Below are 21,137 nucleotides of genomic sequence, written 5' to 3'. Positions count from 1 at the left end.
GATGTCGGGCCGGCTCGGTATCAAGCTCCTTGCCGGGGAGTCCTCCGCACGTGCCGCAGACCCTGCTCCGCGGCGCAGAAGGAGGAAACGCATGTCCACCAGACGACGGGGAGCGATGGTGCTCGCCCTGTCCGGGATGCTGGGTGCGGCGGCGCTGACCGGTGCCACCGCCGGCACCGCTTCCGCGGACGACGAACTGCCCGTGTACGCCGTGCGGTCACAGGGCCTGACCCAGGAGCAGGCGACGGCCCTGCAACAGGCGTTCGGCCTCAAGACCGTCGAGCGCACCGCCGAGGGCGTCGTCACGTTCACCGACGAGGACCGCCACCTGCGCGTGCCCGGCATCGACCGCGGCGCGGGGGCACACGACGAGAGCGGCCAGGCGACCAACCAGACCCAGTTCGACCTCACCGCCATCCGCGGGTTGAGGGCCATGCCCCTCGCCGACGCCACCAAGCGCGTCACCGAGACCCTGCGCGGCGTCGGCCTACTGCCCGCGGACGCCACCGCGAGCGCGTCCCACTCGACGCTCGACATCACCGACACCAACGGCAATGCGGTGGTCAGCGCCCCGCTGGACACCACGGTGACGTTCGACTTCCAGCTCGGCGGCCTCCCGCTGGAGGGTCCCGGCTCGAAGGTGCGGGTCTCCCTGGACGGCGCGGGCGCGGTCACCCAGCTCACCTACGCCACCAGCGTCCTCGCCCCCGCCGGCACGATGCGGGTCCTGCCCTACAACGAGCGCTACAACAGGTGCCGCCGGGCCGCGTACCCCCTGCCGCTGGGCTTGGCGGACTACATCTACTGGGCCCCGCCCTGGGTTGTGCGCGGCCCGGTCTACGACCGCCTGGAAGCGGTCCTCCGCTGCCGGGTCCTGGACCCGTCGGGCGGGTCGTCCGTGTTCTACCTGCCCGCCGCCCTCGACAGCCCCGCCCCGACACCGGACCCGCTCGTGCCGCCGCGGACACAGACCGCCGCCGACGCGGGTGCCGGAGTGGGCGCGCAGTGGACCACGCGGATCGACGTGGGCAGCTCCGGCACCGGGACGTGCCAGTTCCTGCCCGGCGTCCCGGCCGACATCACCGGCTTCAACAACCGGTTCACCAGCGCCGGCGTCCCGGTGCAGTTCAGCTGGACCGGCCCGAACTCGTGGGAGCAGGACTTCAAGGACCCGGCGTTCCCCGGCGGTCAGGACAGCCTGTACACCGACGACGTCGACATGACCTACTTCCACGGGCGGGGCAGCGCGTTCGGCCTGTCGTTCGCCGGGTGCAGCGCCGTCACCGACAGCACGCTGAGCAACACCGAGGCGCGCTGGGGCAACCGGGACTCCGAGTGGATGAGCCTGCACACGCCAAACCTGCTCCAGGTCACGGCGAGCGGGCAGCCGTGGTGGCAGCGGTGGGGCCCGGCGTTCCGGGGGCTGCACCAGATCAACAGCTTCGAGACCGGCGTGGTGCAGAACAGCTTGTTCGGCTCCCGGTACGGCAACTACCTGCTGCGCAGGCCGTTCACGAACTTCCTGCGGCCGATGAAGGTGCGCGCGGCGTGGGCGCAGGCGTCGATCGACACCCAGCCGTCGTGGGTGCGCTGGGCGACCATGGGCCCGATCGGCAACTCGTGGATCGCGAACTTCGACGACTACTTCTGGGGCAGGGGACCGGTCGGACCGGACACCCTGCCGACGCTGGGCTACTGGAAGATCTCCGGTCCGAGCTGACCCGCCGGCGACGCTTCGCGGGGCCCCGCCCGGGGCCCCGCTCCCGTCAACCGATGACGGCGACCCCGTCGTGGTCCACCGACAGCCTGACCCGGTCCCCCGGCGACGGCGGCTCGGCGACCGGCGCCACGGCCTCGAACTCCTCGCCACCCACCCGCACCAACAGCCGGACGTGGTCACGGCGGTGCACGCGTTCCAGCACCTCCGCCTCGACCACACCGCCCGGGTCGACGCGCAGGGCTGTCGACCGCAGCCCCACCCGCGCGTCCACCCCCACCAACGCCCGCGCCGCCGCGGCCGGCAACACCTTGCCGCACCCGAGGAACCGCGCCGTCTCGACGTCCGCCGGCCGCTGCCACACCTCCGTCGGCACACCGACCTGCACGATCCGCCCCGCCCGCATCACCGCCACCCGGTCGGCCAGCGTGAACGCCTCGTCGTGGTCGTGCGTCACCACCAGCGCGGTCGCACCGGTCTCCCGCAGCAGCCGCGCCAGGTCCACCGCCAACTGCTCGCGCAACGCCCGGTCCAGCGCGGACAGCGGCTCGTCCAGCAACAGCAGCTTGGGCCGTGGCGCCAGAGCGCGGGCCAGGGCGACCCGCTGCTGCTCTCCACCGGACAACGACGCGACCCGCCGCTTCCGGTAGCCCGCCAGGCCGACCAGCTCCAGCAGCGAGGACACCCGCTTCTCGCGCGCCTCCCGCTCCACCCGGTGCATCCGCAGCCCGAACGCCACGTTGCCCGCCACGTCCCGGTGCGGGAACAGCTGCCCGTCCTGGAACACCAGCCCGAAACCCCGCCGGTGCACGGGCGTCCCGGCCAGGTCCACCCCGTCCCACGACACCACGCCCGCGCCGACCGGCTCCAGCCCGGCCACCGCGCGCAGCAACGTCGACTTGCCGCACCCGGACGGCCCGAGCAGCGCCACCACCTCGCCGTCCGCGATGCTCAAGTCCACATCGGACACAGCGGCCACCGGACCGTAGCGGACGGTCAACCCGTTGATGCGCAACGACATCAGAACTCCCCGCCGCTCGGCGCCCGCAGCCGCTCGATCACCAGCACCGCCACGGTCGTCACCACCATCAGCAACGCGCACGCCGCGTACGCCATCTGGCTGTTCAGCTCCCCCGGCCGCGACATCAGCCGGGCGATCACCACCGGCAACGTCGGCGCGTCCGGCCGGGCCAGGAAGCTCGTCGCGCCGAACTCGCCCAGCGCCACCACGAACCCGAACCCCGCCGCCGCGAGCAACGACCGCGACGCCAGTGGCAGGTCGACCTCCCGCCACACCCGCCACGGGCTCGCGCCCAGCGTCGCCGCCGCCTGCCGCAGCCGCTCGTCCACGGCACGCAGCACCGGCAGCACGATCCGCACGATCAACGGCGTCACCACCAACGCCTGGGCCAGCGGCACCAGCAGCGGCGACGTGCGGAAATCGCCGGGCAGGGCGTCCATCGTGATCAGGTAGCCGAAGCCGAGCGTCACGGCGGACACGCCCAGCGGCAGCATCAACGCGGTGTCCAGCGTCTCCGCGAACCACGAACGGTGCCGTCGCAGCCCCACCAGCACCACCGCCGACACCACGCCGACCAGCAGCGCCACCACCGTCGCGTCCGTGGCCGTGCGCACCGAGTTCATCGCGGCGTCGAGCCCGGACACCGCCAGCGTGCCGCGCTCCCCCGTGCCCGTCAGCGCCCGGTACCCGGCCAAGCTCCACCCGTCAGCGGTCGCCAGGGACCGCACCAGCAGCCCCACCACCGGCGTGAGCAGCGCCAGCACCACCAGCCACGCCGCCACGACCACGCCCCACTCACCGCCGGTCGGCCGACGCGGGGGCTCGATCCGCAGCGGCAGCGCCTTCTCCCGCTTCCGGCGCGCCGCACCGCCGATCAGCAGCACCGCGACCACGGCGGCGAACTGCACCAGCGACAACGCGGCGGCGCCGGACAGGTCGAACAGCTGCACCGTGCGCAGGTAGATCTCGGTCTCCAACGTGCGGTGGCGCGCGCCGCCGAGCACCAGCACCACCCCGAAACTGGTGGCGCAGAACAGGAACACCACCGACGCCGCAGACCCGATCGCCGGGGCCAACGACGGCAGCACCACCGACGTGAACGCGCGCACGCGGGACGCGCCCAGCGCACGGGCCGCGTCCTCCGCACGCCGATCCACCCGTGCCCACAGGCCGCCGACCGTGCGGGCTACCACGGCGACGTTGAAGAACGCGTTGGCCAGCACGATCGGCAGCACACCGCCGTCCGGCCACAACGCCCGGAACGCCAGCCCCACCACCACGGTCGGCAGCACGAACGGCACCATCACCGCCGCCCGCACCACCCCCGTGCCGCGGACCCGGCAGCGGGCCAGCAGGAACGCCACCGGCATGCCCGTGACCAGCGCCAACGCCGTCGCCCCTGCGGCCTGGCCGAGGGTGAACGCGACCAGGTCCCAGGTGTCGGCGCGGGCGAGGGCGGTCAGCACACCGCCCTCGTCCAGGCCGAGCGCGACGATCGCCAGCACGGGCCAGGCGAAGAACACGCCCAGGAACGCCAGGGGCAGCAGCGCGGCGAGCGACCAGCCCAGCCGAGGGGTCAGCCCCGCACCCAGCCGTGCACCCGGCCCCGCGCCCGGTCCCGCACCCAGCCCCGCACTCGGCCTGGGACTCAGCCCTGGACCAACGTGCGCCACTGCTGCACCCACCGCTCGCGGTTCGCGTCGACCTCGGCGGCGGGCAGCGACCGCGCGGTGGCCGGCAGCGGAGCGGCCTTCGTCCACGCCTCGGGCAGCGCGACGCCCTCCCGCGACGGGTAGACGTACATCTGGCCCGGCACGTCGGCCTGGACCTGCTCGCCGAGCAGGAAGTCCACGACCTTCTTCGCGTCCTCGGGGTTCTTCGCGCCGTTCAGCACGCCCGCGTACTCGACCTGGCGGTAGCACGTGTCCAGCAGCGCCTTGGTGCGCGGCGTGCCGTCGTCACCGATCTCCGCAGAGGGCGAGGAGGCGTAGGACACCACGATCGGCCGCGACCCCTTGCCGCTGGAACCGGAGAAGTCCTGGGTGTAGGCCTCCTCCCAGCCGCTGACGACCTTCACGCCGTTCGACCGGAGTTGGCCCCAGTAGTCCTGCCAGTTCTGCTCGCCGAACGTGGCGATCGTGCCGAGCAGGAACGCGAGGCCCGGCGAGGACGTGGCCGGGTCCTCGACCACCAGCATGTCCTTGTACTTCGGGTCGGCCAGGTCGGCGTACTGCTTCGGCTCACCGATGTCCTCGAACGCGGCCACGTCGATGTTCAGGCACACGTCGCCGACGTCCACGGCGTGCAGCCGGTTCGGCGGGTCCAGCTGGTAGCGGTGCGCGCCGTGCTGCGCCTCAGGGCTCGCGTACTCGGCGAACACGCCCTCCTTGAGGGCGCGCGAGGCGAACGTGGAGTCGACGCCGAACGCGACGTCGCCGATCGGGGCGTCCTTGGTGAGCACCAGCTTGTTGGTCACCTCGCCGGCGTCACCGCTGGCCAGCGGCTTGATCGTGATGCCGGTGTCGCCCTTGAACTTCTCCAGCAGCTCGGGGGTGAGCGCGAACGAGTCGTGCGTCACCAGCGTGACCACCCGCTCCCCCGGCGGCGGTGTGTCCGAAGCCGTCACGGAACAGGCGGTGAGCAGCGCGAACGCGGTCACCGTGGTCAGCACTCGTCGAAACATCATCTCTCCCTACACCGGCATGACCCGGATCAGGTGTGGACGGTCGAAGGCTCGCGCGCCTTCCTCTCAGCCCGGCGCAGCACCGGACTCCCGTGGCGAACGCGCAGCTTACCCCGCGCGGTGGGACGATCAGGCCCATGGCCGAACTGCTGACCGACGACCAGGTGACCGCCGCACTGACCACCCTGCCCTCGTGGATGGCCCAGGACGCCGCGCTGGTGCGCACGGTGGAGCTGGAGAGCTTCTCCCAAGCGCTCCAGGTGGTGAACCGCGTCGCGGAGATCGCGGAGAACGACAACCACCACCCGGACATCGACATCCGCTGGCGCACGCTGACGTTCCGGTGCACCACGCATTCCAGCGGCGGCATCACCGCGCTGGACGTGTCACTCGCGGAGGAGATCGACGGGGTGCTCGACGTCTTCCTCTGACCGCCTGGCCCGGCTCAGCACCACGGCGATGGTGACGAGCGTGAGCACGCCCACAGCCGGGTACACCCAGCCGAGCGCGGCGTGGTGCCAGGGGCGCGGGATGATCCAGATCGACGGCTGGGCGTTGAGCAGGAACGAGATCAGGTAGCTGCCGATCGCCAGGAGCCACGCGACCGCCGTGATCGTGGCCAGCCGGTGCTCCGCCCGGTAGACCAGCCACATCAGCGCGGGCACCGCCCACACCCAGTGGTGGCTCCACGAGATCGGCGAGACGAGCAGGCCCAGGAACTGCACCGTGACGATCATCGCCAGCGCGTCCCGGGCCTTGACCGCCGCGTGCAGCGCGAACCCGGTCAGCACGACGGCCGCCGCGACCCCGGCCAGGAACACCGGACCGGTCTCCACGTCGTAGCCGACGGTGCGGGACAGCGCGCCGCGCAGCGACTGGTTGATCGCCGACCCGACCGGGCCCACGCGGCTCGCGTCACCGAGCAGGTGGAACCAGTAGTGGTTCGACAGGCTCGGCGAGACCAGGTAGCCGAGGCCGACCGTGCCGAAGAACGCCGCGATCGACCACACCGCCGCCTTGTACCGGCGGGTGACCAGGAAGTACAGGCCGGAGATGGCGGGCGTGAGCTTCAACCCGGCCGCGATGCCGACGCCCGCGCCCTGCGCCCAGCTGCGCGCGCTGACCATCGTGCCGAGCAGCAGCGCCGCGAGCACGAGGTTGATCTGGCCGTAGTTCAGCGTGGTGCGGACCGGCTCGACCCAGATGAACAGGCCGGTCCAGAGCAGCGCGCGGCGCGGGTCGGCGCTGCCCGCCAGCTGCAACGACTTCCGGGTGATGAACCACAGGCAGGCGAGGCTGACCAGCTGCCAGAACCACCGCGCCGCGCCCCACGGCACCCACGAGAGCGGCACGAAGACGAGCGCGGAGAACGGCGGGTAGGTGAACGGGAGGGCGAACTGGTCGGAGAACTCCTTGAGCCGCCACTCGTAGAGGGCACCCGTGAACAGCTCGGGTGAGGCGTTCCGGTAGACCATGAGGTCGACCATCGTCATCTTCGTCTGGAAGGCGACCATCGCCAGGTGCCCGAGCAGGGAGAGGCCGAACACCCACGGCGCGAACGTGAGTGCCCGCCCCTCCAGTGCACGCAGTCTCACCCTCGTACCTCCACGAATGTGTGAATTACACGACTGTCAGGCCACGCAACCGGGTACCCGGACGTCAAGACGAGTGGGAGATCAACGCAAGGGGATAACCGCATGACCGCCGACATCGTCGTGTTCACCGTCGCCGCACTGGGCATGCTCGCCACTGCGGGAGGTGTCTTCGCCCTGGCCCGCTACAACCGCGACCAGGTGCGCTGACGCCAAGCACACTACCTCGGGGCGGCGCGTTCAACGCGCCGCCCCGAGGCCGTTCCGGGTCTGCGGTCCCGGGTGTCGTCCGAGGTCGACCCCGGTGCTGCGCCGGGACCCACCGGTCAGACGTTGAAGCGGAACTCGACCACGTCGCCGTCGACCATCACGTAGTCCTTGCCCTCCATGCGGACCTTGCCGGCGGCCTTCGCGGCGGCCATGGAACCGGCTTCCACGAGGTCCGTGAAGGAGACGACCTCCGCCTTGATGAAGCCGCGCTCGAAGTCCGTGTGGATCACACCGGCGGCCTGCGGGGCGGTCGCGCCCTTGGGGATGGTCCACGCGCGGGCTTCTTTCGGGCCTGCGGTGAGGTAGGTCTGGAGGCCGAGGGTGTGGAAACCGGCGCGGGCCAGGCCGTGCAGACCCGGTTCGTGCTGGCCGATCGACTCCAGCAGCTCCCGGGCGGACTCCTCGTCCAGCTCCAGCAGCTCCGCCTCGACCTTGGCGTCGAGGAACACCGCGTCGGCGGGCGCCACCAGCTCGCGCAGCTCCTTGAGCTTCGCCTCGTCGGTGAGCACGGCCTCGTCGGCGTTGAACACGTACAGGAACGGCTTCGAGGTGAGCAGGCTCAGCTCGCGCAGCAGCGAACCGTCCACTTCGGACTGTGCGGAGAACAGCGTGCGCCCGCTGTCGAGGATGTCGCGCGCCTTCTGCGACGCCTCCAGCGCCGGACGGCGGTCCTTCTGCGTCCGGGCTTCCTTCTCCAGCCGCGGGATGGCCTTCTCCAGGGTCTGGAGGTCCGCGAGGATCAGCTCGGTGTTGATCGTCTCGATGTCGGACACCGGGTCGACGCGACCGTCGACGTGCACCACGTCGGAGTCGTCGAACACCCGGATGACCTGGCAGATCGCGTTGGCCTCGCGGATGTTGGCGAGGAACTTGTTCCCCAGCCCGGCGCCTTCGGACGCGCCCTTCACGATGCCCGCGATGTCGACGAACGACACCACCGCCGGCACCTCTCGCTCGGAGCCGAAGATCTCCGCCAGCCTGCCGAGCCGGTCGTCGGGGAGCGACACCACGCCGACGTTCGGCTCGATGGTCGCGAACGGGTAGTTCGCCGCCAGCACGTCGTTGCGCGTGAGGGCGTTGAACAGGGTGGACTTGCCGACGTTGGGCAGGCCGACGATGCCGAGGGTCAAACTCACGGTGGGTGAGTCTACGCGCCCCCGACGTCGTGTCCGATTCCCGCGAGACCGGACCTCCCGCCGCTGGCAGAGTGGTCGGCATGCTCCTCGACGACGAACGCGCCTACCGGGCCGTCGCGGCCCGCGACGCCCGCTTCGACGGGTGCTTCATCCTCGCGGTGCGCACCACCCGCATCTACTGCCGCCCGTCGTGCCCCGCCATGACGCCGAAGCGCCGCAACGTCGAGTTCTACCCGACCGCCGCCGCCGCCCAGTCCGCCGGCTACCGGGCGTGCCGGCGCTGCCTGCCGGACGCCGTGCCCGGCTCACCGGAGTGGAACCTCCGGGCGGACCTGGCCGCGCGCGCCGTGCGCCTGATCTCGGACGGCGTGGTGGAGCGCGAGGGCGTCCCCGGACTGGCGTCCCGGCTCGGCTACTCGGAACGCCACCTGACCCGCGTCCTGACCGCCGAACTGGGCGCGGGCCCGCTGGCACTGGCCCGCGCCCACCGCGCGCACTCCGCGAGGTTGCTGATCGAAACGACGGACCTGTCGTTCGCCGACATCGCGTTCGCCGCCGGTTTCGCCAGCGTGCGGCAGTTCAACGACACGATCCGCGCGGTGTTCGCGGCCACCCCGTCGACCATGCGCTCGGCCCGGACCGCCTCCACCACGGCGGGCCGCATCACGCTCCGCCTGCCGTACCGGCCGCCGTTCGACGCCGCCGGCCTGCTCGCCTACTTCCGCGCCAACGCCATCCCGGGTGTGGAGCACGTGACGGACCAGCTCTACGCGCGGTCGCTGCGCCTGCCGCACGGCCAGGCGACCGTCCGGCTGGAACCGGCGGCGGGTCACGTGTCGTGCTCGCTGCGGCTGACCGACCTGCGTGACCTGGGCAGCGCCGTGAGCCGCGTGCGCCGCCTGCTGGACCTGGACGCCGACCCGGTGGCCGTGGACGACTTCCTGTCCGCCGACCCGACGTTGCGGCCCTCGGTCCTGGCACGGCCGGGCGTGCGGCTGCCGGGCAGCGTCGACGGCGCGGAAACCCTGCTCCGCGCGCTCGGCCACACCACGCCGGGTGAACGGCTGGAGCGGCCGGACGGCCCGGTGACGCACCTGTACCCGGCGCCGTCGGCGATCGACTCACCGGTGGCACGGGCACTGGCGGACGGCACGTTGAAGGTGGACGTGGGCCGTGACGCCGACGAGCTGCACGACGAGCTGTCGGCGTTCCCCGGCATCGGCCCGTCCGTCGCCTCGTACGTCGTGATGCGCGTTCTCGGCGCCCCCGACATCCCTTTGACCAGCGACAACACCGCGTGGCGCCCTTGGCGCTCCTACGCCGCGATGCACCTCAGGAGGACCGCGTGAGCACCGGCCACGTGTCGACCATCGACACCCCGATCAGCCCTTTCACCGCCATCGTCGCCATGGACGGCGCCGTGCTGGCCAGCGGCTGGACCGCGAGCACCGACGACCTGCTCCCCCAGATCTCCCCGTCCCTGCGCCCGACCACCCTCACCACCCGCCGCGACCTGGGCGCGGTGACGAGGGCGATCCGGGCGTACCACGGGGGCGACCTGGACGCGATCACCGAGATCCCGGTCCGGCAGCGCTCGGGCGAGTTCCTCCAGCAGGCGTGGGACGCCCTCCGCACCGTCCCGGCGGGCAAGCCGGTCAGCTACGCCGACTACGCGCTCCTGGCGGGACGCCCGGCTGCCGTCCGCGCCGCCGCCACCGCGTGCGCCCGGAACGCCGCCACCCTGTTCGTCCCCTGCCACCGCGTGATCCGGACGGGCGGCGCGATCGGCAACTTCCGCTGGGGCCCGGACATCAAGCGCCGGCTCCTGGACCACGAGTCCTGACGTCCTGGCGGACGCCGGAACCGCCGGTCAGTCCTCGTCGCGCGGGGGGCGGGGACGGCGTGCGGGACGGCCGCCCTCGCGGGGCGGCGCGGGACGGCGGGGACGGTCGCCCGAGCCCGAAGCCGGTGGCCGGGGGCGCTTCGGGCGGTCCTCGTCGGCGGGCGGGGCGGCCGGACGACGGCGCTCGGCGGCGGGCTCACCCCGGTCGGCACGGTCACCGCGAGGGCGCTTGGGGCGGTCCTCCGACGACGGCTTCTCGGCGCGGTCCGCGCGGTCCGGACCGTCGGCGCGGCGCGGCTTGTCGGGCCGGCGCTTCGCCTCGCGGATCTCGTCCTTCGTCAGCCGGTTCGGGTCCTTCTGGGTCATCACCCGCACGATCCCGATGACCACCGTGACCGCCGTGGTCAGCGCCATCGCCGGGAACCCGTCGATCAGCGGCTTGCCGAGCTTGAGCCCGACCGACGCCAGCCCACCGCTGGGCACCCCCTGCGTGACCGCCACCAGCAGCGGCACCACGATCGCCAGGATCAGCGGCGGCTGCACGATCGGGCCGAACATCGAGCGCCGCTCGACGAACACCACCGCGCCGACGCACCCGATGAAGAACGTGATGGCGAACACCCAGCCCACGGTCGGCACGGGCCGCTCGGCCGAGCCGAGGTCCACCCACGTGCCGACGATCGCCACCACGAACGCGATGGCCACCGCCGCCCACCAGGGCAGACCGCGGAAGCTGCCGAACATGGCGCGGTCGTTCCAGCGGACGGCGACCGGCTCGTCTTCCGACTCGCTGTGCGGGTCGTCACGCGTTGCAGCGGTCACGCACACTCCTCGTTCGGCTCAGTCCCGACACACTCTATTACGCCTCCCGGGCGTCCAAGGGTGCACCAAGGCCGGCCTCGTCCGCCCGCCGCACCAGCGGAAGCGGCGTGACGTCGGACGACGCGTGGCTCAACGGCTCGACCGCCGCCCGGAACCCCTCCAACGCCTCCAGCTCGCGCCGACGCGCGGACAGGAACCGCTGGAGGTGCGTGCTGGACAGGTTCACCGCTTCGATGGCGCCGTCCGCGGCCCGGTGGGCGCGGGAGGAAGCCGCCCGCACCTGCTCCACGTCGTCCGCCAGCGCCCGGTCGGTCACCGCGAACATCGCCGCCGACGCGATCACCGCGAACCCGGTCGGCCCGCACAGGAACACCCGCCGGTCGAGCAGCCACCGCAGCAACTCGGGATCGGTGTCCAGGGCGGCCACCACGGCGCCGTCGTTCGGCACGAACATGATCGTCCCGTAGATCGCGTCCGCCCACCGCTGGTAGCCCTTGCCCGCCAGCTCCGCGGCGCGCGATCGGATGTTCCGCACGTGCACGCGCAACGCGTCGACGCGCTCGGCCGGGTTGTCGGTCTCCACCGCCTCCGCCCACGTCGCCATGCTCATCTTCGCGTCCACCGGCACCTGCCGGCCGCCACCGACGTTCAGCACCAGGTCCGGCCGCACCGAACCGCCGCCGGCGACGTCGACCTGGAGGCTGAAGTGGATCCCCTCGCGCAGGCCCAGCGCCCGCGCGGTCTCCACCAGCACCTTCTCGCCGAGTTCACCGCGACCGCTGACCGACGAGAACGCCACCTCGTACCGCTGCAACGCCACCCACTGCGCGTCGCCGCGCTCCCGCTCGGACCTCACCGCGGCCAGCGCGGCGTCCGTGCGCCGCACGCTGTCCTGGTAGAGCCGCCACAGGAACACCAGCGCACCTGCGAGCAGGAGCGCCACGACCACCGCCGCCGTGCTGAGGACCGCTGTCATCCCCCGATCATCGCGCAACCCCGGATCCGCCCGGGACGCCGTCCGACCACGCGTTCGAGCGACACGCCGAGCGGGGTTCCGGGCTTCGCGCCCGCACGGCCCTAGCGTGGCCGGCGTGAAGATCCTGCACACGTCCGATTGGCACGTGGGGCGCACCTTCCACGGCCGGGACCTGCTGCCGGAGCAGGAGTCGGTGCTGGGCGGGCTGGCGGACGCGGTGTCGGACGAGCGGATCGACGTGGTCGTGGTCGCCGGCGACCTGTTCGACCGGGCGGTGCCCAACGCCGAGGCGGTCGCGGCGTGCTCCCGCGTGCTCAGGCGCATCCGCGCGGCGGGCGCCCAGATCGTGATCACGCCGGGGAACCACGACTCGGCCGCCCGGCTGGGCTTCCTGGGCGCGTTCACCGAGGCCGGCGGGCTGCACCTGCGCACGCGGATCGCGGAGTTGCACGAGCCGGTGCTGTTCGCCGACGACCACGGCCCGGTGGCGGTGTACGGGATCCCGTTCCTCGAACCGGAGACGGCGCGGCAAGCGCTCGGCGTGGACGCCAAGGGCCACGGCGGTGTGCTCACCGAGGCGATGCGGCGGATCGGGGACGACCTGGCGGCCCGGCGGGGCACGCGGTCGGTGGTGCTGGCGCACGCGTTCGTGACGGGCGGCGAGCCGTGCGAGTCGGAGCGCACGATCGCGGTGGGCGGCGTGCAGGACGTGTCCGGCGCGGTGTTCGCCGGGGTCGACTACGTGGCGCTGGGCCACCTGCACGGGCAGCAGACGCTGGCCGATCACCTGCGGTACTCGGGCAGCCCGGTGGCGTACTCGTTCTCCGAGGCCCGCCACGACAAGTCGGTGTGGCTGGTCGAGCTGGACGCCGGTGGGCTCGCCGGGGTGGAGCGGCGTTCGCTGCCCGTGCCCCGCGCCTTGTCGACGCTGAACGGCGCGCTCGACGACCTGCTGCTCGACCCGGACCACGAGCCGGTCGAAGCCCACTTCCTCTCCGTCACGCTGACCGACCGGGTGCGCCCGCTGGACGCGTTGCGCCGGCTGCAGAAGCGGTTCCCGCACGCGGTGCACGTGGAGTGGCGGCCGGAGGGCGGGCGGACGGGCGAGCTGCGGTTCGCCGAGCGGGTCCGCGGGCGCACCGACGAGGAGATCGCCTGCTGCTTCATCGAGGACGTGCGCGGCGACGTGCCGGGTCCGCGTGAGCTGGACCTGCTGCGCGAGGCGTTCGCGGCGGCTGCCCGGGAGGGTGAGGCGTGAAGCTGCACCGGTTGGCGGTCAGCGGGTTCGGCCCGTACGCGCGGCACGAGGAGGTCGACTTCGACGTCCTCGGCGCGGACGGCCTGTTCCTCCTGCACGGCGACACGGGCGCGGGCAAGACGACGCTGCTGGACGCGGTGGCGTTCGCGCTGTTCGGCAAGGTGCCCGGCGCGCGCGGCGACGTGAAGCGGCTGCGCTGCGACTACGCCCACCGCGACACCCCGACGTACGTCGACCTCGAGCTGACCGTGCGCGGCCGGCGGTTCCGGATCAAGCGGAGCCCCGAGTACGAGCGGCCGAAGAAGCGCGGTGACGGCGCGACCCGGCAGCAGGCCCAGGTGTCGCTGACGTGGATCAGCGGCTGGACCGGCGAGGGCCACAGCCGCATCGACGACGTGGCCCGCGAGGTCGAGGGGCTGCTCGGGATGACGGCCGAGCAGTTCTTCCAGGTGGTGCTGCTGCCGCAGGGCGAGTTCGCCAGGTTCCTGCGCGCGGAGACGGCCGAGCGCGAGAAGCTGCTGGAGAAGCTGTTCGGCACCGAACGCTTCCTGGACGTGGAGAAGTGGTTCCGCGAGCGGCGCAAGGAGTGCAAGCGGGAGGTCGACCAGCTCGGGCTGGCGCACCGGGACCTGGTGCAGCGGGTCGCCGAGGCCGCGCACGAGGAGCCGCCGGAGGCAGGCGGCGACCAGGAGTGGCTGAGCTCCCTGCTCAAGCGGCTGGACGAGGCCGAGCGCGACGCCGACCAGCTGGCGGCCGAGGCGGGCGCCGTGCGGGCCGGCGCCGAGAAGGACTGGCAGGAGGCGCGGGCGCGGCACGACCGGGTGCTGCGGGTGCGGCAGGCGCGGCGGAACCTCGACCGGTACGCCGAGGTGGAGCCGAGCCTGCGGGCGTGGATCGCCGAACGTGACGCGGCACGTCAGGCCGCCGTCGTGGTGCCCGCGCAGGAACGGGCGGTGAAGCTCGAACGCGAGCTGGCCGCCGCCGTCGCCCACGAGGTCGCCGCGGCCGGCGCGGTGGAAGTGCTCGGCTACCGGGGCACCGACCTGCGCGGCGACGGTGAGCGCCTGCGCGAGGAAGCCGGCAGCCTGACCGGTCTGGCGGCCGAGGCCGAGCGGCAGCACGTCGACCAGCGGCGGATCGCGCAGCTGGACAAGGACGTGGCCGCCACGTCGCGGCAGCTGGCCGCGCTGGTCACCCAGCTGGACGAGGTGCCGGCCAAGCTGGCCCGCGCGAAGACCGACGTCGAGGAGTCGGCCGAGGCCGCCGCGCGGCTGGCGCAGGTGTCCGGTCTGGCCGCCGCCGCGGCCGAGCTGCCCCGCGTCGAGCGGGCGTTCCGGGAGGCGGACGACGCGCGGCGGGTCGCGGTGGACGCGCAGCAGAAGGCCCGCGAGACGCTGCTGCGGATCCGCCGGGAACGGCTGGACGGCATGGCCGTCGAGCTGGCGGGGCAGCTGCGCGCGGGCCACGAGTGCCCGGTGTGCGGTTCGGCCGAGCACCCGTCGCCCGCGCAGCCGATGCTGGGTTCGGTGACGGCCGCCCACGAGGAGCGCGCCGCCGAAGAGGATCAGCGCGCGCTCGACGTGCGGCAGCGCGCCGAGCACGAGGCGCAGGGGCTCGAAGCGCGGCTGGGGTTGCTGCGCGAGCAGCTGGGCGACCGGCCGCCGGCCGAGCTGGAACGCGAACACCGGTCCGTCGTGGCGTTGGCCGAGCAGCTGGAGAGCAGGCAGGCCGCGCTGGCGGAGCTGGAGAACAACGTGCAGCGCGCGCTTGACCAGCGCAGCAGGCTGGAACGCCAGCTGACCGAGGCGCGCACCCAGCGCACGCAGCTCGCGGAAGCCGTCGAAGAGCGGGGCGCGCGGCTGGAGGAGGCGCGCGGCGACTTCCCGGACGTGGTCACGCGCCGGGCGCACCTCAGCGACCTGGCCGACGCGCTGACCGCGTTGGCGACGCGGCGTGCCGCCGTGGCCGAGCACGAGGAACGCCTGGCCGACCAGCGCCTCGAAGTGGCGCGCCTGGCGTCGGACGCCGGGTTCGCCGACGTGGCGGACGCCCTGGCCGCCGCACGCCCGGCCGCCGCCGTCGCCGGGTTGGAGACCCGGATCCGCGACGTCGAGAAGACCAGGACCGCCGCCGAGAGCACGCTGGCCGAGCTGCCCGACGTCGACCCGGACACCGAGGTCGACGTGACGGGCACGGAGGAGCGGTTCCGCCGGGCGACGGAACTGGCGACGGAGGCCACCACGGCGTGGACCAACGCCCGCACGAGGGCCCTCCGCGCCGCCGCGCTGGCCGAACAGCTCAGGGCCGCGTGGTTGCGGCTGGAACCGGTGGAGGCCGAGTACGCCGAGCTGGACGCGCTGACCGACGTGATCAACGGCCAGGGCCAGAACTCCAAGAGCATGACCCTGCGCACCTACGTGCTGGCCGCCCGGCTGGAGGAGGTGGCGGTGGCCGCGAGCACGCGCCTGGAACGCATGAGCCAGGGCCGCTACCGGTTCGTCCACTCGATCGAAGCCGGTCCGCGCGGCACGAGGGGCGGTCTGGGGCTGGACGTCGTGGACGACTACTCGGGGCAGCAGCGGCCGGCGAAGACGCTGTCCGGCGGCGAGTCGTTCCTGGCGTCGCTGGCGCTGGCGCTGGGTCTGGCGGACGTGGTCGCGGCGGGCGCCGTGCTGGACACGCTGTTCATCGACGAGGGCTTCGGCACGCTCGACGCCGAGACCCTGGAACTGGTGATGACCACGTTGGACGAACTGCGCGCCGGCGGCCGGGTCGTCGGCCTCGTCTCGCACGTGGAGGAGCTGCGGCAGCGCATCCCGACCAGGCTGCGCGTCCGCAAGGCCCGTGAGGGTTCGTCGCTGGAACTGACGGCCTGATCCGTGCCGGCCTGGCCGGTGGCGTGCTCACCGGCCAGGCCGTCTCGTCGTGGTCGTCGGGCCGGCCTAGGTCGCGAGCAGCCCGCCCCGGTACGCGGACGCCTGGAGCTCGAACAGCTCGAAGTAGTGGCCGCGCAACGCCATCAGCTGCTCGTGCGTGCCCTGCTCCGCGATCCGACCGCGGTCGAGCACGACGATCCGGTCGGCGTTGCGGATGTTCGCCAGCCGGTGCGTCACCAGGATCGTGGTGCGCCGCGCGGTCGCCTGCCGCAGGCCCTCGAACACGCGCGCCTCGGCCTTGGCGTCCAGCGCGGCCGTCGGCTCGTCCGCCACCAGCACCGCCGCGTCGCGGTACATGCCGCGCGCGATGCCCATCCGCTGCCACTGCCCGCCGGACAGGTCCTGCCCGTCGTTGAACTGCCGCGACAGCACCGTGTCCGGCCCGGCGGGCAGTGACGCCAGCACCTCGTCCGCGCCGGATTTCGCCACCGCCTCCCGCCACGCGTCCTCGTCGTCGCGTTCCAGCCGGCCGACCGTCACGTTGTGCCGCGCGGTCATCGGCCACTGCGCCGGGTCCTGCGCGATCACCGCGATGGACGAGTGCACCGAGTGCGGGTCCGCCGTCGCCAGGTCCACGCCGTCCCACGCGACGGTGCCCGACGAGGCCGGGAACAGGCCGGTGAGGACCTTGCCGAGGGTGGTCTTGCCCGACCCGTTCTCCCCGACCAGCGCGACGACCTCGCCCTTGGCCACGGTCAGGTTCACCTCGCGCAGCGCGGGCTTGGGAGCACCCGGGTAGGTGAAGGAGACGTCGGTCAGCGTGATCCGGGACGGGTCGGCCGGCGCCGTGACCGGTGAGCTGCCCTGCGCCCGTTCCGCGCCCTCCACCAGCAGCTTCCGGTAGAAGTCGATGTAGAACGAGTCCTCGTACAGCGAGTTCACCGCCCGGGTCGTGGACGCCAGCGACGAGAACCCGGTGCGCATGGCCAGCACCGCCGTGCCCGCGAGCGCCAGCTCCATGCCGCCGGTGTGCAGCAGGACACCGAGCACGACGTAGGCGATGGCGGTGCCGACACCGGCCAACGCGCGCCCGGTCAGCCGCACGAGGTTCGTCCGGTGGGCCATCCGGATCTCGTCCACCACCAGGCTGTCCGCGATGCGCCGGTGCTCGCCGAGCAGGCGTTCCTGCAACGTCAGGGCGTGCCGTTCGAGGGCGAAGTCGCGGTGGGTGGCGACCTCCTCGACCACGCCCTTGCGGGTGTTGCGGGTGACGGAGTCCAGGAAGTGCTCGTACCGCAGCTTCGACGCCCGCGCCGACGCCCAGGCGTTCGCGAACGCGGCCAGCATCAGGGCGGGGGCGAGCCACGGGTCGAGCAGGCCTACCGTCACCACGGCGGCGATCAGCGAGATGCCGCCGGACACCAGGTCCGCCAGGTAGCGCAGGCTGCTCTCCAGCGAGCGGACCCCGCGCCGACCGCCCTGCCGGGCCAGTTCGCGGAAGTCCGCGTCCTCGAACGCGAGCAGCGACGCGCGCACGAGGACCGCCGTCACCTCGTCGTTGGCCTCACGGGTGACCCTGGGCCGCAACGAGCTCTCGACCGCCGCGACCGCCGTGTCGAGCAACGCCCGGACCACGAACGACGCCACCACGACCGCCAGCGCGGGCAGGGCTTCGGTGATCCGCTGCGGGGTGGGGCCTTCGCGTAGCAGGGCGGAGAACACGTCGGCCGTGGCGAGCAGCCCGAACGCGGTGACGCAGCCGGACAGCACGTGCACCACGCCCGCCAGCACGGTCAGCCGGGGCGAGGTGCGCCAGGCGAGCCGCACCACCATCGACACGGCCGACGGCAGGCTCCGCAGCGCCTTGCCGAGGCTGACGGACGTCCCACCCCGACGACGGGCCCACTTGGGGGTGGCGACGTTCTCCACCCCGATCAGCACGGTGCTCGTCGCTCCAACGCTCATCCACCCAGCAAACGCGAACGCCCCGACCCCGCCAACCGCTTTCACCGTCAGCGCAGCTCAGCCGTCGCCGGTCCCGACACTGTCGTACCCCGCCGGCAGAATGAGAGCAGGTGTCCCCTGGGCGAGGACCCCTGTCAGCCGACACGTGATACCCGCCGGGCGCGTCCGCCCGATCGAGCGGAGCCGACCTGCGCCGACTGTCGTCTTCAGGTCAACGCAGGCTCCTCGCTCTTCCCCGTGATCCACCCGGCAGCTATCGCCGCATCGGCCGCCCGCGCGGCCTCGTCGGCGGCTTCCTCGGCGGAGTCCATCGCCACGCCCGCGACTCGTACGGCTTGCTCGGCCTGCTCGGCCGCCTCGATCGCGGCCCGCGCCGCCCGGCGTGCCCACTCGGCCTGCTCGGTGGCCCCCGCGCGCTCCGCCGCCTCGACTTGAGCCAACGCCCGTTCACCCGCCGTCCGCGCCTGCACCCCGGCGTCGAAGGTGCCGAAGACCAGCGTCTCCGCCGCCTCGACCCGCGCCATGTCACCCAACGCGGTCGCGGTCTGCTCCCGCAACGCCTCCACGTGCTCCCGGGCGAGGACGATCTCGATCGCGTCGCCCAACGTCAGGAACGCCGTCTTGTCCAGCCTTCCGCGCAAGCGCACCGGAACCCCGGTCTCCAGCTTCAGTCCGAGACTCGTCACAACGCCTTCCGGCACCCAGCTCACCTGATCAACCCCTAGTGTGCGAATCTTGCTCAGCGCGGTTACATCGTCACTCAACGCTATGTGTGACGTTACCGTGTAACCGACTACTGTCTAGACCTACGATCGGGTGAAGGGATTTCTCGTGGCGCTCTCGACCACGCCCACGGTGCTCCGCCGCTACATCGCGTTCGAGCTGCGACGCCTCCGCGAGAACGCGGGCAAGAGCCAGCTCGACGCCGGGAAGCGGCTGGACACGTCGAAGTCCCGCATCACGCACTTCGAATCGGGCCGGAACCTGCCGAAGCTGACCGACGTCGAGCTGCTGTTGCCGTTCTACGGCGCGGACGACCTGGTCTCCGGCTTCCGCGAGCTGATCTTGCAGGCTCGCACCGCCGCTCCCGTCTTCGAGTGGGACGAGTCGATGACCCTCCCACCGGGCTTCGACCTCTACCTCGGCTTGGAACAGGGTGCGAGCCGCATCGTGTCCTACAGCGCGATGACACCGACCGGCCTGTTGCAGTGCGAGCCGTACGCCGAGGCCTTGTTCCGCGGCCACGACCCTGGTTCGTCCGACGACGATGTCCAGCGCCAACTCGACCTGCGGATGCGGCGACAAGGCGCACTCGAACGGGATGAGTCGCCGCTGGAGTTGGTCACGGTGATCGACGAAGCTGTCCTGCGCCGGCGAATCGGCGGCTCGGATGTGCTCGTTCGACAACTCGACCATCTGCTCGTCGCCACCAAGCAGCCGAACATCACGGTCAGGGTGCTGCCCTACAGCGTCGGCGTGCACCCGGCTCTGCACGGGTCGTTCACGATGCTGGAGTTCCCCATCGAACGCGATCCGGGCGTCGTCTACGTCGAAGATCGAATCGGCGGTCGCTACCGGGACGATACTGAGGAGATCGACGAGTACGCCGCCGTTGTAGATCGGCTGCTGGAGCTGGCGCTCCCCGAATCGGAGTCGGCGTCGATGATCCACGAGGTTCGAGAGGAGTTGAGTTGACCACCACCTGGTCATGGCGGAAGTCATCCCGATCGGCAACGAGCGGCGAGTGCGTCGAGATCGGCGCCGGCGACTCGACGGCGTCGGTCGGCGTCCGGGACAGCAAACTGGGCGACGACAGCCCGATCCTGGCGTTCGCGCCCGGCACGGTGGCCGCGTTCGTCACCGCCGCCAAGAACGGCGGGTTCGACGGCACGGCGTGACGACGGCAGAACCACGAAGCGCCCCCCGCCGCAGAACACCGGCGTGGGGCGCTTCCCGTAAGTAAACCGTCCTGGTCGACCGTCCTAGCGGACCATGTCCTTGCGCAGTTCGCGCGGCAGGGCGAAGGCGATCTTCTCGTTCGCCGTGGTGATCTCCTCGACGTTCCCGTAGCCGTGCTCGGCCAGGAACTCCAGCAGCTCCATCACCAGGATGTCCGGCACCGACGCGCCCGACGTCACACCGACCGTGGTCACGCCCTCCAGCCACGCCAGGTCGACCTCGTTCGCGTAGTCGATCAGGTACGACGCCCGCGCCCCGGCCTGGAGCGCCACCTCGACCAGCCGCACCGAGTTGGACGAGTTCTTCGACCCGACCACCAGCACCAGGTCGCACTCTGGCGCCATGGTCTTCACCGCGGTCTGCCGGTTGGACGTGGCGTAGCAGATGTCGTCCGACGGCGGCTCCTGGAGGTCCGGGAACCGGTCCTGGAGCTGACGCACCCGCACCATCGTCTCGTCCACCGACAACGTCGTCTGGGACAGCCAGATCACCTTGGACGGGTCGCGCACGACGACCTTGTCGACGTCCTCCGCGGTGTCCACGAGCTGGATGTGCTCCGGCGCCTCGCCGTAGGTGCCCTCGACCTCTTCGTGTCCTTCGTGGCCGATGAGCAGGATGTCGTAGTCCTCACGGGCGAACCGCTTCGCCTCGTTGTGGACCTTCGTCACCAGCGGGCACGTGGCGTCGATCGTGCGGAGCTGCCGCGCCTCGGCCTCCTCGTGCACCGCGGGCGACACGCCGTGCGCCGAGAAGACGACGAGCGCGCCCTCGGGGACCTCGTCGGTCTCGTCCACGAAGATCGCGCCGCGGCGCGACAGCGTCTCCACGACGTGCTTGTTGTGGACGATCTCCTTGCGCACGTAGACCGGGGCGCCGTACTGCTCCAACGCCTTCTCCACGGTCACGACCGCACGATCCACGCCTGCGCAGTAGCCGCGCGGCTTCGCCAGGAGCACTCGCTTGTCCATGGCGCCCAGGGTACGGCGTGGCCGCTCTCAGCGTACGGCGTGCCGAATGTA

General features: G+C 72.2%; 18 protein-coding genes. 8 read left to right on the top strand and 10 right to left on the bottom strand.

All coding sequences use genetic code 11. The features are described 5' to 3' along the window. The first annotated feature begins 91 nt into the window (after nucleotides 1-91). Nucleotides 92-1,720 carry a DUF6345 domain-containing protein gene (locus tag ACRAKI_RS03850; RefSeq protein WP_447005667.1) on the top strand — a complete coding sequence of 543 codons (1,629 nt, stop codon included), beginning with the start codon at nucleotides 92-94 and terminating at the stop codon, nucleotides 1,718-1,720. A 46-nt stretch (nucleotides 1,721-1,766) separates the two neighbouring features. Here the strand turns inward: ACRAKI_RS03850 and ACRAKI_RS03845 are convergent, their stop codons facing one another. The 3 genes from ACRAKI_RS03845 to ACRAKI_RS03835 form a co-directional block, all read right to left on the bottom strand. Further along, nucleotides 1,767-2,738 carry an ABC transporter ATP-binding protein gene (locus ACRAKI_RS03845; protein WP_447005666.1) on the bottom strand — a complete coding sequence of 324 codons (972 nt, stop codon included), beginning with the start codon at nucleotides 2,736-2,738 and terminating at the stop codon, nucleotides 1,767-1,769. Next, complete coding sequence (locus ACRAKI_RS03840) at nucleotides 2,738-4,285, bottom strand: ABC transporter permease (protein WP_447008327.1); 1,548 nt, start codon at nucleotides 4,283-4,285, stop codon at nucleotides 2,738-2,740. The genes ACRAKI_RS03845 and ACRAKI_RS03840 overlap by 1 nt, the downstream gene beginning before the upstream one ends. Before the next feature lie 101 nt (nucleotides 4,286-4,386). Further along, complete coding sequence (locus ACRAKI_RS03835; RefSeq protein ID WP_447008326.1) at nucleotides 4,387-5,421, bottom strand: thiamine ABC transporter substrate-binding protein; 1,035 nt, start codon at nucleotides 5,419-5,421, stop codon at nucleotides 4,387-4,389. 137 nt (nucleotides 5,422-5,558) lie between these two features. Here ACRAKI_RS03835 and ACRAKI_RS03830 point away from each other — a divergent pair, with 137 nt between their 5' ends. After that, complete coding sequence (locus ACRAKI_RS03830) at nucleotides 5,559-5,852, top strand: 4a-hydroxytetrahydrobiopterin dehydratase (RefSeq protein WP_447005665.1); 294 nt, start codon at nucleotides 5,559-5,561, stop codon at nucleotides 5,850-5,852. On the opposite strand, the gene ACRAKI_RS03825 is transcribed toward ACRAKI_RS03830, so the two are convergent. Continuing rightward, nucleotides 5,808-7,016: a mannosyltransferase gene (locus ACRAKI_RS03825; RefSeq protein ID WP_447005664.1), complete on the bottom strand. Its 1,209-nt coding sequence runs from the start codon at nucleotides 7,014-7,016 to the stop codon at nucleotides 5,808-5,810. The two genes, ACRAKI_RS03830 and ACRAKI_RS03825, sit on opposite strands and share 45 nt — an antisense overlap. 323 nt (nucleotides 7,017-7,339) lie before the next feature. Next, nucleotides 7,340-8,419, bottom strand: a complete 1,080-nt coding sequence (ychF, locus tag ACRAKI_RS03820) for a redox-regulated ATPase YchF (RefSeq protein WP_447005663.1) — start codon at nucleotides 8,417-8,419, stop codon at nucleotides 7,340-7,342. A gap of 80 nt (nucleotides 8,420-8,499) precedes the next feature. Here ychF and ACRAKI_RS03815 point away from each other — a divergent pair, with 80 nt between their 5' ends. Together ACRAKI_RS03815 and ACRAKI_RS03810 are read left to right on the top strand one after the other, a co-directional pair. After that, a complete protein-coding gene (locus ACRAKI_RS03815; RefSeq protein ID WP_447005662.1) occupies nucleotides 8,500-9,768 on the top strand; it encodes a DNA-3-methyladenine glycosylase 2 family protein in 1,269 nt (422 codons plus the stop codon). Next, nucleotides 9,765-10,262, top strand: coding sequence for a methylated-DNA--[protein]-cysteine S-methyltransferase (locus ACRAKI_RS03810; protein WP_447005661.1), 498 nt, complete (start codon nucleotides 9,765-9,767; stop codon nucleotides 10,260-10,262). The genes ACRAKI_RS03815 and ACRAKI_RS03810 overlap by 4 nt, the downstream gene beginning before the upstream one ends. Nucleotides 10,263-10,289: 27 nt before the next feature. Here ACRAKI_RS03810 and ACRAKI_RS03805 read toward each other — a convergent pair whose 3' ends face one another. Then, the gene (locus ACRAKI_RS03805; protein ID WP_447005660.1) at nucleotides 10,290-11,084 is read right to left on the bottom strand and encodes a DUF6542 domain-containing protein; all 795 of its coding nucleotides are present in this window, start codon (nucleotides 11,082-11,084) and stop codon (nucleotides 10,290-10,292) included. A gap of 37 nt (nucleotides 11,085-11,121) precedes the next feature. Then, entirely contained in the window at nucleotides 11,122-12,060 is a 939-nt protein-coding gene (locus ACRAKI_RS03800; protein WP_447005659.1) for a DNA recombination protein RmuC, read from the bottom strand. 115 nt (nucleotides 12,061-12,175) lie between these two features. Between ACRAKI_RS03800 and ACRAKI_RS03795 the strand changes: the two genes are divergently transcribed. Both ACRAKI_RS03795 and ACRAKI_RS03790 read left to right on the top strand, forming a co-directional pair. Continuing rightward, nucleotides 12,176-13,318, top strand: a complete 1,143-nt coding sequence (locus tag ACRAKI_RS03795; protein ID WP_447005658.1) for a metallophosphoesterase family protein — start codon at nucleotides 12,176-12,178, stop codon at nucleotides 13,316-13,318. Continuing rightward, nucleotides 13,315-16,194: an AAA family ATPase gene (locus ACRAKI_RS03790; RefSeq protein ID WP_447005657.1), complete on the top strand. Its 2,880-nt coding sequence runs from the start codon at nucleotides 13,315-13,317 to the stop codon at nucleotides 16,192-16,194. The genes ACRAKI_RS03795 and ACRAKI_RS03790 overlap by 4 nt, the downstream gene beginning before the upstream one ends. Nucleotides 16,195-16,260: 66 nt before the next feature. Here ACRAKI_RS03790 and ACRAKI_RS03785 read toward each other — a convergent pair whose 3' ends face one another. Then, on the bottom strand, nucleotides 16,261-18,159 hold the full coding sequence (locus ACRAKI_RS03785; RefSeq protein WP_447005656.1) for an ABC transporter ATP-binding protein: 1,899 nt from the start codon (nucleotides 18,157-18,159) through the stop codon (nucleotides 16,261-16,263). Nucleotides 18,160-18,365: 206 nt separating this feature from the next. Then, nucleotides 18,366-18,845: a hypothetical protein gene (locus ACRAKI_RS03780; protein ID WP_447005655.1), complete on the bottom strand. Its 480-nt coding sequence runs from the start codon at nucleotides 18,843-18,845 to the stop codon at nucleotides 18,366-18,368. Nucleotides 18,846-18,990: 145 nt separating this feature from the next. Between ACRAKI_RS03780 and ACRAKI_RS03775 the strand changes: the two genes are divergently transcribed. Together ACRAKI_RS03775 and ACRAKI_RS03770 are read left to right on the top strand one after the other, a co-directional pair. Then, the gene (locus tag ACRAKI_RS03775; RefSeq protein WP_447005654.1) at nucleotides 18,991-19,854 is read left to right on the top strand and encodes a helix-turn-helix domain-containing protein; all 864 of its coding nucleotides are present in this window, start codon (nucleotides 18,991-18,993) and stop codon (nucleotides 19,852-19,854) included. Next, a complete protein-coding gene (locus ACRAKI_RS03770) occupies nucleotides 19,851-20,057 on the top strand; it encodes a DUF397 domain-containing protein (RefSeq protein WP_447005653.1) in 207 nt (68 codons plus the stop codon). Before ACRAKI_RS03775 ends, ACRAKI_RS03770 begins: the two co-directional genes overlap by 4 nt. An 84-nt stretch (nucleotides 20,058-20,141) precedes the next feature. Here the strand turns inward: ACRAKI_RS03770 and ACRAKI_RS03765 are convergent, their stop codons facing one another. After that, nucleotides 20,142-21,086 carry a 4-hydroxy-3-methylbut-2-enyl diphosphate reductase gene (locus ACRAKI_RS03765; RefSeq protein ID WP_447005652.1) on the bottom strand — a complete coding sequence of 315 codons (945 nt, stop codon included), beginning with the start codon at nucleotides 21,084-21,086 and terminating at the stop codon, nucleotides 20,142-20,144. Nucleotides 21,087-21,137 lie beyond the last annotated feature (51 nt).

The organism is Saccharothrix isguenensis, assembly GCF_052936305.1.
This window is presented reverse-complemented; position numbering and strand designations above follow the sequence as displayed.

Bases quoted from the DNA above. Each gene is read 5' to 3' on its own strand.
- ACRAKI_RS03815 (WP_447005662.1), top strand. From the start codon at position 8,500: ATGCTCCTCGACGACGAACGCGCCTACCGGGCCGTCGCGGCCCGCGAC.
- ACRAKI_RS03765 (WP_447005652.1), bottom strand. From the start codon at position 21,086: ATGGACAAGCGAGTGCTCCTGGCGAAGCCGCGCGGCTACTGCGCAGGC.
- ACRAKI_RS03845 (WP_447005666.1), bottom strand. From the start codon at position 2,738: ATGTCGTTGCGCATCAACGGGTTGACCGTCCGCTACGGTCCGGTGGCC.
- ACRAKI_RS03850 (WP_447005667.1), top strand. From the start codon at position 92: ATGTCCACCAGACGACGGGGAGCGATGGTGCTCGCCCTGTCCGGGATG.
- ACRAKI_RS03835 (WP_447008326.1), bottom strand. From the start codon at position 5,421: ATGTTTCGACGAGTGCTGACCACGGTGACCGCGTTCGCGCTGCTCACC.
- ACRAKI_RS03800 (WP_447005659.1), bottom strand. From the start codon at position 12,060: ATGACAGCGGTCCTCAGCACGGCGGCGGTGGTCGTGGCGCTCCTGCTC.
- ACRAKI_RS03785 (WP_447005656.1), bottom strand. From the start codon at position 18,159: ATGAGCGTTGGAGCGACGAGCACCGTGCTGATCGGGGTGGAGAACGTC.
- ACRAKI_RS03830 (WP_447005665.1), top strand. From the start codon at position 5,559: ATGGCCGAACTGCTGACCGACGACCAGGTGACCGCCGCACTGACCACC.